The organism is Pseudomonas sp. ASL7, from assembly GCF_056680375.1.
This window is the reverse complement of record NZ_CM155279.1, coordinates 5,157,039-5,171,134: the sequence shown is the minus strand read 5'-3', so window position 1 is coordinate 5,171,134 and position 14,096 is coordinate 5,157,039. Positions and strand designations below refer to the sequence as shown.

The following is a 14,096-nucleotide window of genomic DNA, read 5'->3' as shown; positions in this document are numbered from 1 at the left end:
GAAGCAAACACCTCGGTCCTTCAGGTGAAACCAAACATGCATAACCCCTGCGCCATAGTCCCCGTCTACAACCACGAAACCGCGATCACCACCGTGGTCGAGGCGCTGATTGCGAATGGCCTGCCGTGCATTCTGGTGGACGATGCCAGCAGCCCGGCCTGCGCAAAAGTGCTCGACGATCTGGCCCAACGCGAAATGGTTAACTTGATCCGGCTCACTGCCAACCAGGGCAAGGGCAGCGCGGTCATGACCGGCTTTCGCGAAGCCTCGCGCCTGGGCTTCAGCCATGCCTTGCAGGTGGACGCCGACGGCCAGCACGACCTGCATGACGTCGTGACCTTCATTGAACGATCACGTACCCATCCGCGAGCAGTGATTTGCGGCTATCCGCAATACGACGCCAGTGTGCCGAAAGGTCGTTTGTACGCCCGCTATCTGACGCACGTCATGGTCTGGATCAACACGCTTTCATTGCAGATTCGCGATTCCATGTGCGGCTTCCGCATCTATCCATTGCCCCCGACCCTGGCGCTGATCGACTCGGCCAGGATCGGTAAACGCATGGACTTCGACTCGGACATTCTGGTGCGACTGGCCTGGCGCAACCTGCCGATGCAGTGGCTGCCCGTCAAGGTCCACTACCCACTGGATGGCGTTTCACATTTCCGGATGTTCCGCGACAACGTACTGATTTCGAGCATGCACACCCGTTTGTTCTTCGGCATGTTGCTGCGGGCCCCGGTGATTCTCTGGCGGCGGTGGCGAGCATGAGCATCGACGCCGACAAGGAACACTGGGCCGACCGCCAGGAGCGCGGCAGTTTCTGGCTGATGAAACTCACCGCATTCGGCGCCAAAGTACTCGGTCGCAGGCTGTTGAGCCCGCTGTTGTACGGCATCGTCCTGTACTTTTTCCTGTTCGGTCGCAGCGCCCGCCACAGCGCCTGGCAATACCAGCAGCGCCTCGCGGACTGGAGCGGTCGCAGCGACTTGCGCCCGACCCACTGGCGGGTGTTCGGTCAGTTCATGGCCTTTGCCGACTCCATGCTCGATAAGCTCGACGTGTGGAACGGCAAGTTGAGCATCGAGCAGATCGAAATCATCGACCCGGCCTTACTGCGCAATCAGCTGCGCGGCACGCGTGGGCAGATGTTGGTGGGTGCACATTTGGGCAATCTCGAAGTCTGCCGCGCGCTGGCAGAGATTGGCGAAAAGGTGACGATGAATGTGCTGGTGCACACCAAGCACGCCGAACAGTTCAACCGCTTGCTGGGCGAAGCCGGGGCGACCAATCTGCGGCTGATTCAGGTCAGCGAGCTGGACCCGCTGATCATGCTGCAACTGCATGAGCGCCTGGAGCGCGGCGAGTGGCTGGCGATTGCCGGTGACCGCGTACCGCTGCATGGCGGGCGCAGCGTAACCGTAGACTTCCTCGGCCATCAAGCCGCGTTCCCGCAAGGGCCGTGGCTACTGGCCGGTTTGCTGAAGTGCAAGGTCAATCTGCTGCTGTGCTTGAAGAAGCCGACAGGCGATTATCGACTGACCCTCGAACCGTTCACCGAGGCCGTGGTGTGGAAGCGCAGTGACCGCGAGCAGGTCATTCATCAGTGGGCTTCGCGCTACGCCGAACGCTTGGGTCACTATTGCCTCGAAGCACCTCAACAATGGTTCAACTTTTACCCTTTCTGGAAGACCGATGACGACGCCAACGCTTGAGCCGGTAACCTTCGGCGAACTCCCTTTGCGCATTGAAGACGTGCTGGCCCTGGCCAACCGTCAGGTGCCGACGCAGCTGCAGAGCGACCCCGCGTACCGCGAGCGCATTGCCAAGGGCGCGCGATTCCTCGACTCCCTATTGGACAAGGAAGGCGTGATTTATGGCGTGACCACCGGGTATGGCGACTCCTGCGTGGTCGCGGTGCCGTTGCATCACGTCGAGGCCCTGCCCCGTCATCTGTACACGTTCCACGGCTGCGGGCTGGGCAAACTGCTCGATGCACAAGCCACCCGCGCAGTACTCGCGGCGCGTTTGCAGTCGCTGTGCCACGGCGTTTCCGGGGTTCGCATAGAACTGCTGGAACGCCTGCAAGCCTTTCTCGAACACGACATCCTGCCGCTGATCCCGGAAGAAGGTTCGGTGGGTGCCAGCGGTGACCTGACGCCGCTGTCCTATGTGGCCGCGACCCTGTCCGGCGAGCGCGAAGTGATGTTCCGCGGCGAACGCCGACAGGCCGCCGACGTGCACCGTGAGCTCGGTTGGCAGCCGTTGGTGCTGCGCCCCAAAGAAGCCCTGGCGCTGATGAACGGCACCGCCGTCATGACCGGCCTCGCCTGCCTGGCCTATGCCCGCGCCGATTACCTGCTGCAACTGGCCACCCGCATCACCGCGCTGAACGTGGTCGCGCTGCAAGGCAATCCGGAACACTTCGACGAGCGCCTGTTTGCCGCAAAACCGCATCCGGGGCAGATGCAAGTCGCCGCGTGGCTGCGCAAGGACCTGGCGATCGACGCACCGACCGCGCCGCTGCATCGCCTGCAAGACCGCTATTCCCTGCGTTGCGCGCCGCACGTCCTCGGGGTTTTGGCCGACAGCCTGAACTGGCTGCGCTCGTTCATCGAGATCGAGCTGAACAGCGCCAATGACAACCCGATCATCGACGCCGAAGCCGAACGCGTCCTGCACGGCGGACACTTTTATGGCGGCCACATCGCGTTTGCCATGGACAGCCTGAAAAACCTGGTGGCCAACGTCGCTGACCTGCTGGACCGCCAACTCGCGCTCCTGGTGGACGAGCGTTACAACCATGGTTTGCCGAGCAACTTGTCCGGCGCCACCGCTGATCGCGCGATGCTCAACCATGGCTTCAAGGCCGTGCAGATCGGCACCAGCGCCTGGACCGCCGAAGCGCTGAAAAACACCATGCCGGCCAGCGTGTTCTCGCGCTCCACCGAATGCCACAACCAGGACAAAGTGAGCATGGGCACCATCGCCGCCCGCGATGCGATTCGCGTGCTGGAGCTGACCGAACAAGTCGCCGCCGCCACGTTGCTCGCCGCCAACCAAGGCGTGTGGCTGCGCAGCAAGGCCGAAGATGCACGCCCGTTGCCACCGGCCCTCGCCGCCATGCATGAAGAACTGGCCAAGGACTTCCCGCCGGTCATCGAAGACCGCGCGCTGGAAGGCGAATTGCGCTTGTGCCTGAAACGTATCGCCGAACAACACTGGAGGCTGCATGCGTAGCAAGGGAGTGCTTCATACCGATACGGAAATCCTCGTGCCGTTCTTCGACGTCGACACCATGAACGTCGTCTGGCACGGCCATTACATCAAATACCTGGAAGTCGCTCGCTGCGCCTTGCTGGACAAGATCGGCCACAACTACAACGCGATGGTCGAGTCGGGTTACGCCTGGCCGGTGATCGACCTGCAACTGCGCTATGTACGCGGTGCGGTGTTCGGCCAGAAGCTGAACGTTCGAGCGAATCTGGTGGAATGGGAGAATCGTCTGAAAATCAGTTACCTGATCAGCGATCTGGAGACCGGCGAACGCCTGACCCGCGCCAGCTCGGTGCAAGTCGCCGTCGACATGAGCAGCCGCGAAATGCAACTGGCCTCGCCGAAGGTCTTCACTGACGCTGTTGAAAGGGTGCTCGCATGAATGTCCGAATAGCCTGTAGCAGCTGCCGAGCCCGCGAGGCTGCGTTCGGCGGCGAAGCCGTCGCAAAACCTGCACATACGGTACATCAGAAGAAACGCAGGCCCGCCGACGCAGGCTTCGCCAGCTGCTACAGGTTCGTGGCGGCGCTGGTATTGATGTTTGGCTGCACGTCGCTGGCGCAGGCATTCGATCTGCAACAGCTCAGCGATCAACTGGCCAAACCCGACGTGATCCATGGCAATTTCGTTCAGGAAAAACACCTGCGTTCCCTGCCCCAGCCGTTGACCAGCACGGGCACGTTCGTCCTCGCTAAAAATCATGGCCTGCTGTGGTTGCTGAAAACCCCGCTGCAACAGGACTACCGCATCAGCGACAAAGGCATCGCGCGACGTGATGCCAATGGTTGGCAGATGCTGCCCGGCAAGAGCGCCGGCGCCGAGCAGAACCGCTTGTTCCTGGCCGTGCTGCAAGGCGATAGCAGCGGCCTGCAACGTGACTTCGAACTGTCGCTGAGCGGCGACGCCCAGAACTGGAAGCTGACCCTGGTTCCTCGCTCAATGCTGCTCAAACAGGTGTTCAATCAAATCAATATCGCTGGCGGCGAGTTGGTGCAAACCATCGAACTGCTGGAAACCCAGGGTGACAGCACCCTGTTGCGCATGCAGGACAGCACCAGTGCCCGACCATTGAGCGACCCGGAGCAACATGACTTTGCCGAGTGAACGGAGTCTTCCGCGGCTGTTTCTACTCCTGTTGCTGGCGGTGCTCGCGCTCGCCGGTTGGCAATGGCGTAACGGCGCACCGCTGTCGGCCAACCTGATGGAACTGGTGCCCGGCACCGCACCGGACGCCTTGGAACTGCGCTCCGAACAACGCATGCAGGAACCGTTGAACCGCGAAATGCTGGTGCTGGTCGGCCACGCCGATCGCCAGCAAGCCATCACCATGGCGCAGAAACTGGGCGAGCAATGGCAGGCCAGCGGCTTGTTCGAAAAGGTCCAGTGGACCCTGCAAGCGGACTTGCCGGCGCTGCGCACGCAATTGCTCCAAGGCCGCCTGGCGATGCTCTCGGCGGCGGACCGGCAGCAACTGATCGAGCATCCCGACGCGTTTATCCAGCAGCGCGTGCAAGCCCTGTTCGACCCGTTCACCGGCTTCAGTCTGGTGCCGAGCCAGGATGACTGGCTGGGCCTGACCGGGCGTATCCAGAACAGCCAGCCGCAACACGGCTCGGTGCAACTGGACATCGGCAGCGGCGCGCTGATTGCCGATGCCGACGGCAAGCGTTGGGTGCTGCTGCGGGCACGCACGACCGGCAACGCCTTTGACATGAACCTGCCGCTGCAAGTGGCCGAGTTGCTCAAACACAGCCGTGAAGAAGCCGCCCAGGCGAATGTACAAGTGCTCGCTGCCAGCGGCTTGCTCTATGCGGCCAACGGGCAAAAGCAAGCCACGCGCGAAATCACCTGGGTCGGTGGTGGCGCCACGCTGGGGATTCTGCTGCTGTTGCTGCTGGCCTTCCGGCGTTTTCGGGTGTTGCTGGCCTTCGTCCCGGTGCTGGTAGGCATGCTGTTTGGTGCAGTGACCTGCGTGGCGATGTTCGGCCATATGCATGTGATGACGCTGGTGCTCGGCTCCAGCCTGATCGGCGTCGCGGTCGATTACCCGCTGCATTACCTGTCCAAGAGCTGGAGCCTGAAACCCTGGCACAGCTGGCCGGCATTGCGCCTGACGTTGCCGGGCCTGACGCTAAGCCTGATCACCAGTTGCATAGGCTATCTGGCACTGGCATGGACACCGTTTCCGGCGCTGACCCAGATTGCCGTGTTCTCCGCCGCCGGCCTGGTCGGCGCCTACTTGTCCGCCGTATGCCTGCTGCCGGCGTTGCTCAAGGGCACAGATTTACGTCCCGCGCAGTGGATGCTGCGCGTCTGCGCGTTGTTGGTGAACCTGCGTGAAACGCTGCTCAAATACGTGAGAACCCCGATTTTGCTCGCACTGCTGATCGCTTTCTGTGTCGGCGGCCTGCTACAGCTCGACAGCAAAAACGACATCCGCCAGTGGATCGGTACACCGCAGCAGTTGACCGACGAGGCCCAGACCATTGCGCGCATCACCGGCTATCAACCCACCAGTCAATTTTTCCTGGTGCGCGCGAGCAATCAGCAGCAATTGCTGGACCGCCAAACCGCGTTGAACGAGCGCCTCGATCAGTTAATCAACCTGAACAAACTCCAGGGCTATCTCTCGCTGAATCAACTGGTCAGCCAGCCGAGCGAACAACGACAAGTGCGCGAAGCGCTGAACAAGCTACCGCTATTCTGGCAACCCCTGCTTGACGTCGGCGTGCCGGTTGCAGCGCTGCAAGCGGAGTTGACGAAGTTGCAGGCGCTGCCCACCGAAGACATCGATTCGGCGCTGGCCGGTCCATTGGCGGAACCCTATCGCACGTTGTGGCTGGGGCCCACCGAAGACGGCGTGGCCGCGATGGTCAGCCTGCAAGGCCTGAACAACCCCGCACTGTTGCAAGCTCAGGCACTGGACCTGCCGGGCGTGCAGTTGGTGGATCGTCTCGGTGAGTTGAACAGTGTTTTCGCCGCGACGCAGATCAGCGCCGCAGAATTGAAACTCGCCTCCTGCGTGTTGATCGTGCTGGTGCTGATCCTGCCATTCGGCCTCGGCGGCGCGCTGCGAATTGTTGCACTGCCATTGCTCGCCGCCCTCTGCAGCCTCGCCAGTCTCGGCTGGCTCGGTCAGCCGCTGACACTGTTCAGCCTGTTCGGCCTGCTGCTGGTGACGGCGATCAGCGTCGACTACGCGATCCTCATGCGCGAACAGGTCGGCGGCGCTGCCGTGAGCCTGCTGGGCACCTTGCTGGCGGCACTGACCACGTGGCTGTCGTTTGGATTGCTGGCGGTGTCGAGTACGCCGGCGGTGAGCAACTTCGGCTTATCGGTGAGCCTCGGTCTGGCGTTCAGTTTCATGCTGGCGCCGTGGGCCGGTCGTCACGTCCATCCGGCAACTGTTGCGGAGTCGGCAGCATGACGGTCGTCCTGTTCTGGGTGATGGCCCTGGCGTTGTTCGCCGTTGCCACGCACGTCGGTCGCCACGTTGGCTTGATCTCGATCGTCAGCCAGTTGCTGTTGGCGACCGTCGGCTTGCCGCTGTTGATGTACTTCTGGATCGAGCCGGGCTGGCAACTGAGTGGCGCCGAACTGATCTCACCGGTCTGGTTGAAAAACTTCTACAGCCTGAGTTTTGCCTTGCTGCTGGGGAACATTCTCAGCGACGTCATCGACCTGCGACTCGACCGTCAAAGCGTAAAAATCGCGTTGCCGAGTTTTTGCATTCCGTTCGCCTGCGGGCTGGCGACGGCGGTGTGGCTGTTGCCGGCGCAGCCGTGGATCAGCTCGCTGGCGGTCGGTCTGCTGTTCGCCATTACCGCGATTCCGGTGTTGTATTTGTACCTGCAGCACATCAACTACCCGCCAGCCGCCACCCGGCGACTGGTGCAGACCGCCATTCTCATCGACCTCACCTGCTGGACTCTGTTCGCCATCGCACAGGGCAGCTTGCACCTGAGCAGTCTGTTGCTGCCGCTGGCGGGGGCTTGCCTGCCGTTGCTGCTGCGCCTGCTGGGTTTGCGCCAACCGCTGCTGCACACCGGTGGTTTTTTCGCACTGTTGGTGGTCGCTGAACACTTCAAGCTCAATGCGCTGATTTTCGGTATTGGCTATCTGATGTGCATGGCCGCGCTCAAGGTGCCGCTGGTACTGCCGTTGCCGGTGCGGTGGATGATTCGCTTACAGACGTACATCGCGATCCCGCTGATCCTCACGTTCGGCATCGTGCAAATCAACGTTCACAGCGCCATGGACAGCCTCGGCTGGGCACAACTGGCGGCACTGCTGCTGTTGCCGATTGCCAGCAAACTGCTGGGCAACTGGCTGGGCCTCGGCTGGGCCGGCGCTTCGTTTGAAGGGGCCAGTCGCTGGCGGGAAAGTATCCTGCTGAACATCCGTGGCTTGAGTGAGATCGTCTTTCTCAACCTGCTGCTGCAACAACAGCTCATCAGCCCGGCGCTGTATTTTGCGCTGATGCTGATGGGCCTGATCGCCACACTGCTGCCGGCACTCGCCGGCATGCACCGAACCCCCATGAACATCGCCGTCCCGGCAAGGAGCCCCCATGCCAACAGTTGAATTGGAACGTCGTCAGGTGGTGGTCATCGGCGCGGGCCCCTCGGGGGCCATCGCCGCGGCGCTGCTCAAGCGCAAAGGTCACGATGTGCTGATGATCGAGCGTCAACATTTTCCTCGGTTTTCCATCGGCGAAAGCCTGTTGTCGCATTGCCTGGATTTCGTCGAAGAAGCCGGCATGCTTGAGGCCGTGAATGCGGCCGGTTTCCAGTTGAAAACCGGTGCGGCATTCGCGTGGGGCGAGCAGTACAGCGCCTTCGATTTCGGTGACACCTTCAGCAATGGCAAGCCGACCACTTTTCAGGTTCAGCGCGCTGATTTCGACAAACTGCTGGCCGATCAGGCCGCCCTGCAGGGCGTGGAAGTTCGCTACGGCGAAGCGATTGTCAGCGTTGACGTCGACCGGGTAAAACCGCAGCTCGGCGTGCGCCGTGAGGACGGCAGCGAATACCGCATCGAAGCTGACTTCATGCTCGATGCCAGCGGTTATGGCCGTGTGTTGCCCCGCCTGCTGGACCTTGATTCACCGTCGAATTTCCCGGTGCGGCAGGCGGTGTTCACTCACATCGAAGACCATATCGACAGCCCGTCGTTCGAACGGGAAAAGATCCTCATCACCACCCACCCGACCCAGCGCGATGTCTGGTTCTGGACCATCCCGTTCAGCAATGGCCGCTGCTCGGTAGGCGTGGTTGCAGCCGCCGAGCACTTCGAAGGTCGTGCTGAAAACCTGGATGACTGCCTGCGCGGTTTCATTGCCGAGACGCCAAGCCTGTCCAAGGTGCTGAACAATGCGGTTTGGGATACGCCGGCGCGCACCATCGGCGGCTATTCGGCCAACGTCAAAACCCTGCATGGTCCGGGGTTTGCGTTGCTGGGCAACGCGGCGGAATTCCTCGATCCGGTGTTCTCCTCTGGTGTGACCATCGCCATGCGCTCGGCGAGCATGGCCGCTGCGGTTCTACACCGTCAGTTACAGGGCGAAAGCGTCGACTGGCAGACCGAGTTTGCCGAGCCGCTCAAGCGCGGCGTCGACACGTTCCGTTGTTACGTCGAAGGCTGGTACACCGGGACGTTCCAGGATGTGATTTACCATGAGGGCGGCTCACCGGATATTCGTCGAATGATCTGCTCGATCCTGGCCGGTTATGCCTGGGACGAACGCAATCCGTTCGTCGCCGAACCGAAACGCCGGCTGCGGATGCTGTCAGAGCTCTGTGCCAGGGATGTCACATGAGCTACTTGAGCGACACCTACGTCGAAGAAACCCGCTTCGGTTTGTGGTTCCTGCGCAGCCATACCTGGCAGCACCGTGTGCTGCGGGTCGCGATCAACGATTTACGCAGCCTGTTCAGCGAGCCGCTGCCCCGCGATGCGGTGCTTTTGGATGCCGGTTGCGGGCAAGGCAAGTCGTTCCAGCACCTGCGCCAGACCTTTGCGCCGCAGCGGTTGATCGGCGTGGATGCCGACCCGCACAGCCTGTCCCTCAGCAGCGAAGAAGCCATGCGTCAGGGCATGGACGTGGAGCTGATCGGCAGCGACTGCGCAACGCTTGCCGTGCCGGATTCCAGCGTCGATCTGCTGTTCTGTCACCAGACCTTCCACCACCTGGTGGAGCAGGAACAGGCACTGGCCGAGTTCTACCGCGTGCTCAAGCCGGGCGGTTATTTGCTGTTCGCCGAATCCACTGAGGCTTACATTGATACGTGGGTGATTCGCTGGCTGTTCCGCCACCCGATGCAGGTGCAGAAGAGCGCTGACGGCTATCTGGCGATGATTCGTCTGCAGGGTTTCGAATTTGGTCCGCACAACGTGTCTTATCCGTATTTATGGTGGAGCCGTGCCAAGGATTTCGGCCTGCTCGAACGCTTGGGTCTGCGCCAGCCAAAACCCGTTGGCCAACGGGAAGAAACCCTGGTCAACGTGGTTGCGCGCAAACCCCTGGAAGGTGTTGTGTGATGTTCAATGTAGGAGCGAGCTTGCTCGCGAAGAAAGTCTGGGCCACGGGTTTATTCAGACAGCGCGCATTATCGTTGACGTCCATCGCGAGCAAGCTCGCTCCTACAGGGTGTGCGGTGGTACTGCGTTTTTTGTTGGCGGGTTGCGTCCTGCTGCTGAGTGCTTGCGCCAGTCAGCCTCCGCTGCCCGAGCACACCCCAAACCTGTCGTTGCCGCTGCAATTGCACATTCAGCGCTTGCAAGCAGATCAACGTCTTGACTGGGTGCTGGTGATCCAGCGTGAAGGCCCTGGCATTCGCTGGTCGATGATGGACCTGCTGGGCATTCCTCAGGCCCGCCAGAAGCTGGTCGATGGGCAGTGGCAAGCCGACGGCCTGCTGCCGCCCAATCCGGAAGCCCGGGAGCTGTTCGCGGCGCTGCTGTTTGCGTTGACGCCTAAGGATGAACTGTCGGGCAACTACCCCGCCGCCTGGCAACATGGCGCACAAAGAGCCCTTCCAACACGCTGGGATGTCCGTTATTCACAACCCTTGAGCTTTGAATTGAACCTGCCAAAAGGTCCGAAGTATCAAGTCACGCCCCTGAGCGGGGAGGCACCATGACCGCCTATCTGAATGCCCTCGGGGTGATCTGCGCCCTGGGGAGCGGCAAGCACGAAGTCGCCCGCAACCTGTTTGCCGGCGACTGCTCCGGCATGCGCAGCGAGTCCGGCTGGGTCGCGGAGCGAGCGTTGCCGGTGGCGGCTGTGCAAGGTGCGTTGCCGCCGATTCCAGCCGAACTGATTGAGCAAGCCAGCCGTAATAACCAATTGTTGCTGGAAGCCGCGCTGCAAATTCGCGAAGACATCGACCAGGCGATCCAGACCTACGGTCGTGGCCGCATCGGTATCGTCCTGGGCACCAGCACCTCGGGCATTGAAGAAGCCAGTCGTGGGTTGGCCCATTACATCCGTGAGCATGAATTCCCTGCCGAGTACAACTATCAGCAACAGGAGCTCGGCGCACCGGCAAATTTCCTCGCCGATTGGCTGCAATTGAGCGGCCCGGCCTACGTGATTTCCACAGCCTGCACCTCCAGCGCCCGAGCATTGATGAGTGCCCAGCGACTGCTGGACCTCGGCGTGTGCGATGCGGTGCTGTGCGGTGGTGTCGACAGCCTGTGCAAGCTGACGCTCAATGGCTTCTCGGCTCTGGAAGCGGTGAGCGAGCAGCGCTGCAATCCGTTCTCGGTGAACCGTAACGGGATCAACATTGGCGAAGCCGCGGTGCTGTTCCTGATGAGCAAAAGCGCTGGCGACAAGCCGCCGATTGCCCTGTTGGGCAGTGGTGCCAGCTCCGATGCACACCACATTTCCGCACCGGAACCGAGCGGCCGCGGCGCTCGACAAGCCATGCAAAAAGCCCTGGCCCGCGCGAGCCTGCAACCTGATCAAATCGGCTACCTGAACCTCCACGGCACCGCCACCCAACACAACGACGCCATGGAAAGCCTGGCCGTCGCTGCAGTGTTTCCTGAAGGCGTGCCGTGTTCGTCGACCAAACCCATGACCGGGCACACCCTCGGCGCTGCCGGCGCGCTGGAAGCGGCGTTCTGCTGGTTGAGCCTGAGCCAGGACAACCGCGGGCATCAGTTGCCCCCGCACGTCTGGGACGGTCAGCGCGACCCCGAGTTGCCACCTCTGAAATGGGTGACCCCGACCGATCGCCTGACGTCCATTGCACCTCGCTATCTGATGAGCAATTCCTTTGCCTTCGGTGGCAACAACGTCAGCCTGATAATCGGAGACGCACCATGATTGACTGGCCGCTCGCCGAACTGCTGCCCCACGCTGGCGACATGATCTTCATCGAGCAGATCCTGTCGTTCGATGACGAGCAGATTTACACCCGCCTCACCGTCAGGCCCGACGGCCTGTTCAGCCTCCCCGACGGCAGCCTGCCGGCCTGGGTCGGCATCGAACTGATGGCCCAGAGTGTGGCGGCATACGCTGGCTGTCACGCGCGCCAGCGCGGCGATGCGGTGGCGCTGGGCTTCCTGCTTGGCACCCGTAAATTCGAATGCAACGTCGAGCATTTCCCCGCCGGCACCGAGTTGACGATCCACGGGATTCGCTCATTGGAAGACGACAACGGCATGGGCGTGTTCGAATGCCACATCAACGCCCCCGGCATTCACGCCACCGCCCGTCTGAACGTGTTTCGTCCGCCTCAGGCCGCTCAATATCTTCATGAATCCCCAGGAGTCCAGTCATGACTGAATCCGTACTGGTCACCGGTTCCAGCCGTGGCATTGGCCGCGCTATTGCGTTACGACTGGCGCAGGCCGGGCATGACATCGTGCTGCATTGCCGCAGCGGTCTGCCGGACGCTGTCGCAGTGAAGGCCGAGGTGGAAGCCTTGGGTCGCCATGCGCGCATCCTGCAATTCGACGTGTCCGACCGCGCCAGTTGCAAAGCCATTCTCGAAGCCGACGTAGAAGCCCACGGCGCCTATTACGGCGTGGTGTTGAACGCCGGCCTGACGCGCGACGGTGCTTTTCCGGCGCTGAGCGAAGATGATTGGGACGTGGTGATGCGCACCAACCTCGACGGTTTCTACAACGTGCTGCACCCGGTGATGATGCCAATGATCCGTCGTCGCGCGGCCGGGCGAATTGTGTGTATCACCTCGGTTTCGGGGTTGATCGGCAACCGTGGCCAGGTCAACTACAGCGCCTCCAAGGCCGGTCTGATCGGCGCAGCGAAAGCGTTGGCGATCGAACTGGGCAAGCGCAAAATCACCGTTAACTGTGTCGCACCCGGCTTGATCGACACCGCCATGCTCGATGAAAACGTGCCGGTGGAAGAACTGATGAAAATGATCCCCGCACAACGCATGGGCACCCCTGAAGAGGTGGCCGGCGCGGTGAATTTCCTGATGTCGGCGGAAGCCTCGTACATCACCCGGCAGGTTCTGGCCGTCAATGGAGGCCTGTGCTGATGAAGCGCGTCGTCGTCACCGGCATGGCCGGCATCACTTCACTGGGCAGCGATTGGGAGACCATCGCCGGCAACTTCGCGGCCAACCGCAGCGGCATTCGCCGGATGGACGAGTGGGATCGTTTTACTGAACTCAACACCCGTCTGGCGGGGCCCATCGATGACTTCAAGGTGCCGAGCCACTGGACCCGCAAGCAACTGCGCAGCATGGGCCGCGTATCGCGCCTGGCGGTCGGCGCGGCTGAGCAGGCGCTGGCCGATGCCGGACTGCTGGGCGACGAGTCGATCAAGGACGGGCGCATGGGCGTCTCGTGCGGCTCCTCCACCGGCAGCACCGACGAGATCAAGGCGTTCGGCAAAATGCTGCTCAACTCGGTGGCCGAAGGCCTGAACGCCAACTCCTACGTGCGCATGATGCCGCACACCACGGCGGCGAACATCAGCATCTTCTTCGGCCTTACCGGCCGGCTGATCCCGACCTCCAGCGCCTGCACCAGCGGCAGCCAGGGCATCGGCTACGCCTACGAGTCGATCAAGTTCGGCCGCCTGCCCCTGATGCTCGCCGGCGGCGCCGAAGAGCTGTGCCCCACCGAAGCCATGGTCTTCGACGCGCTCTATGCCACCAGCCTGAAAAACGACGCCCCGCAGACCAGCCCGCGCCCGTATGACAAAGGACGCGACGGCCTGGTGATCGGCGAAGGCGGCGGCATGCTGGTGCTGGAAGAGCTGGAACACGCCCTGGCTCGCGGCGCCCACATCCATGCCGAACTCGTCGGTTTCGGCAGCAACGCCGATGGCCAGCACGCCACTCGCCCAGAGCTGGTCACCATGCGCCGAGCCATGGAACTGGCCCTGGAAGACGCCGGCCTGCAGCCTTCGGACATCGGCTACGTGAACGGTCACGGCACCGCGACCGAACAAGGCGACATCGCCGAAACCCTGGCCACCAACAGCCTGTTCGGCGAGCACATGCCGATCAGCTCGCAGAAGAGCTTCCTCGGCCACACCCTCGGCGCCTGCGGCGCACTCGAATCCTGGTTCAGCATCGAAATGATGAACCGCGACCTGTACGCCCACACCTTCAACCTCGACGACGTCGATCCGCAATGCGGCAAACTTGATTACCTTCGCGGCGAGTTTCGGCAGATGAGTAATCGGTACGTGATGAACAACAATTTTGCGTTTGGCGGGGTGAATACGTCGCTGATTTTCAAGCGCTGGGCATAAGTAAAATCAAAAGATCGTCCGAAGGCTCGGGCCGCGTTCGGACGATTTTTTATGCCCCCAGCAAAGAAATGACACA

At 61.8% G+C, this 14,096-nt stretch carries 14 protein-coding genes; all 14 read left to right on the top strand.

What is annotated here, in order from left to right:
* Nucleotides 1-36 precede the first annotated feature (36 nt).
* Complete coding sequence (locus tag AC1MDT_RS23990) at nucleotides 37-771, top strand: glycosyltransferase family 2 protein (RefSeq protein WP_480419252.1); 735 nt, start codon at nucleotides 37-39, stop codon at nucleotides 769-771.
* On the top strand, nucleotides 768-1,715 hold the full coding sequence (locus AC1MDT_RS23985; protein ID WP_480419251.1) for an LpxL/LpxP family acyltransferase: 948 nt from the start codon (nucleotides 768-770) through the stop codon (nucleotides 1,713-1,715). Before AC1MDT_RS23990 ends, AC1MDT_RS23985 begins: the two co-directional genes overlap by 4 nt.
* The gene (locus AC1MDT_RS23980) at nucleotides 1,696-3,240 is read left to right on the top strand and encodes an HAL/PAL/TAL family ammonia-lyase (RefSeq protein WP_480419250.1); all 1,545 of its coding nucleotides are present in this window, start codon (nucleotides 1,696-1,698) and stop codon (nucleotides 3,238-3,240) included. Before AC1MDT_RS23985 ends, AC1MDT_RS23980 begins: the two co-directional genes overlap by 20 nt.
* The gene (locus AC1MDT_RS23975; RefSeq protein WP_480419249.1) at nucleotides 3,233-3,658 is read left to right on the top strand and encodes an acyl-CoA thioesterase; all 426 of its coding nucleotides are present in this window, start codon (nucleotides 3,233-3,235) and stop codon (nucleotides 3,656-3,658) included. Before AC1MDT_RS23980 ends, AC1MDT_RS23975 begins: the two co-directional genes overlap by 8 nt.
* Nucleotides 3,659-3,813: 155 nt before the next feature.
* On the top strand, nucleotides 3,814-4,380 hold the full coding sequence (locus AC1MDT_RS23970) for an outer membrane lipoprotein carrier protein LolA (protein ID WP_480422862.1): 567 nt from the start codon (nucleotides 3,814-3,816) through the stop codon (nucleotides 4,378-4,380).
* Nucleotides 4,364-6,703: an MMPL family transporter gene (locus AC1MDT_RS23965; protein ID WP_480419248.1), complete on the top strand. Its 2,340-nt coding sequence runs from the start codon at nucleotides 4,364-4,366 to the stop codon at nucleotides 6,701-6,703. The genes AC1MDT_RS23970 and AC1MDT_RS23965 overlap by 17 nt, the downstream gene beginning before the upstream one ends.
* Complete coding sequence (locus AC1MDT_RS23960; protein ID WP_480419247.1) at nucleotides 6,700-7,860, top strand: cation:proton antiporter; 1,161 nt, start codon at nucleotides 6,700-6,702, stop codon at nucleotides 7,858-7,860. The genes AC1MDT_RS23965 and AC1MDT_RS23960 overlap by 4 nt, the downstream gene beginning before the upstream one ends.
* A complete protein-coding gene (locus AC1MDT_RS23955; protein WP_480419246.1) occupies nucleotides 7,847-9,094 on the top strand; it encodes an NAD(P)/FAD-dependent oxidoreductase in 1,248 nt (415 codons plus the stop codon). Before AC1MDT_RS23960 ends, AC1MDT_RS23955 begins: the two co-directional genes overlap by 14 nt.
* Nucleotides 9,091-9,816 (top strand): class I SAM-dependent methyltransferase, encoded by a 726-nt coding sequence (locus AC1MDT_RS23950; RefSeq protein ID WP_480419245.1) that lies wholly within the window; start codon nucleotides 9,091-9,093, stop codon nucleotides 9,814-9,816. The genes AC1MDT_RS23955 and AC1MDT_RS23950 overlap by 4 nt, the downstream gene beginning before the upstream one ends.
* Nucleotides 9,816-10,418 (top strand): hypothetical protein, encoded by a 603-nt coding sequence (locus AC1MDT_RS23945; RefSeq protein ID WP_480419244.1) that lies wholly within the window; start codon nucleotides 9,816-9,818, stop codon nucleotides 10,416-10,418. The genes AC1MDT_RS23950 and AC1MDT_RS23945 overlap by 1 nt, the downstream gene beginning before the upstream one ends.
* The gene (locus AC1MDT_RS23940; RefSeq protein ID WP_480419243.1) at nucleotides 10,415-11,611 is read left to right on the top strand and encodes a beta-ketoacyl-[acyl-carrier-protein] synthase family protein; all 1,197 of its coding nucleotides are present in this window, start codon (nucleotides 10,415-10,417) and stop codon (nucleotides 11,609-11,611) included. Before AC1MDT_RS23945 ends, AC1MDT_RS23940 begins: the two co-directional genes overlap by 4 nt.
* Complete coding sequence (locus AC1MDT_RS23935; protein ID WP_480419242.1) at nucleotides 11,608-12,069, top strand: hotdog family protein; 462 nt, start codon at nucleotides 11,608-11,610, stop codon at nucleotides 12,067-12,069. The genes AC1MDT_RS23940 and AC1MDT_RS23935 overlap by 4 nt, the downstream gene beginning before the upstream one ends.
* Nucleotides 12,066-12,794 (top strand): 3-oxoacyl-ACP reductase FabG, encoded by a 729-nt coding sequence (gene fabG / locus AC1MDT_RS23930; protein ID WP_480419241.1) that lies wholly within the window; start codon nucleotides 12,066-12,068, stop codon nucleotides 12,792-12,794. Before AC1MDT_RS23935 ends, fabG begins: the two co-directional genes overlap by 4 nt.
* On the top strand, nucleotides 12,794-14,020 hold the full coding sequence (locus tag AC1MDT_RS23925; RefSeq protein ID WP_480419240.1) for a beta-ketoacyl-ACP synthase: 1,227 nt from the start codon (nucleotides 12,794-12,796) through the stop codon (nucleotides 14,018-14,020). Before fabG ends, AC1MDT_RS23925 begins: the two co-directional genes overlap by 1 nt.
* Nucleotides 14,021-14,096: the final 76 nt, after the last annotated feature.

Bases quoted from the DNA above. Each gene is read 5' to 3' on its own strand.
- AC1MDT_RS23990 (WP_480419252.1), top strand. From the start codon at position 37: ATGCATAACCCCTGCGCCATAGTCCCCGTCTACAACCACGAAACCGCG.
- AC1MDT_RS23985 (WP_480419251.1), top strand. From the start codon at position 768: ATGAGCATCGACGCCGACAAGGAACACTGGGCCGACCGCCAGGAGCGC.
- AC1MDT_RS23980 (WP_480419250.1), top strand. From the start codon at position 1,696: ATGACGACGCCAACGCTTGAGCCGGTAACCTTCGGCGAACTCCCTTTG.
- AC1MDT_RS23975 (WP_480419249.1), top strand. From the start codon at position 3,233: ATGCGTAGCAAGGGAGTGCTTCATACCGATACGGAAATCCTCGTGCCG.
- AC1MDT_RS23970 (WP_480422862.1), top strand. From the start codon at position 3,814: ATGTTTGGCTGCACGTCGCTGGCGCAGGCATTCGATCTGCAACAGCTC.
- AC1MDT_RS23965 (WP_480419248.1), top strand. From the start codon at position 4,364: ATGACTTTGCCGAGTGAACGGAGTCTTCCGCGGCTGTTTCTACTCCTG.
- AC1MDT_RS23960 (WP_480419247.1), top strand. From the start codon at position 6,700: ATGACGGTCGTCCTGTTCTGGGTGATGGCCCTGGCGTTGTTCGCCGTT.
- AC1MDT_RS23955 (WP_480419246.1), top strand. From the start codon at position 7,847: ATGCCAACAGTTGAATTGGAACGTCGTCAGGTGGTGGTCATCGGCGCG.
- AC1MDT_RS23950 (WP_480419245.1), top strand. From the start codon at position 9,091: ATGAGCTACTTGAGCGACACCTACGTCGAAGAAACCCGCTTCGGTTTG.
- AC1MDT_RS23945 (WP_480419244.1), top strand. From the start codon at position 9,816: ATGTTCAATGTAGGAGCGAGCTTGCTCGCGAAGAAAGTCTGGGCCACG.
- AC1MDT_RS23940 (WP_480419243.1), top strand. From the start codon at position 10,415: ATGACCGCCTATCTGAATGCCCTCGGGGTGATCTGCGCCCTGGGGAGC.
- AC1MDT_RS23935 (WP_480419242.1), top strand. From the start codon at position 11,608: ATGATTGACTGGCCGCTCGCCGAACTGCTGCCCCACGCTGGCGACATG.
- fabG (WP_480419241.1), top strand. From the start codon at position 12,066: ATGACTGAATCCGTACTGGTCACCGGTTCCAGCCGTGGCATTGGCCGC.
- AC1MDT_RS23925 (WP_480419240.1), top strand. From the start codon at position 12,794: ATGAAGCGCGTCGTCGTCACCGGCATGGCCGGCATCACTTCACTGGGC.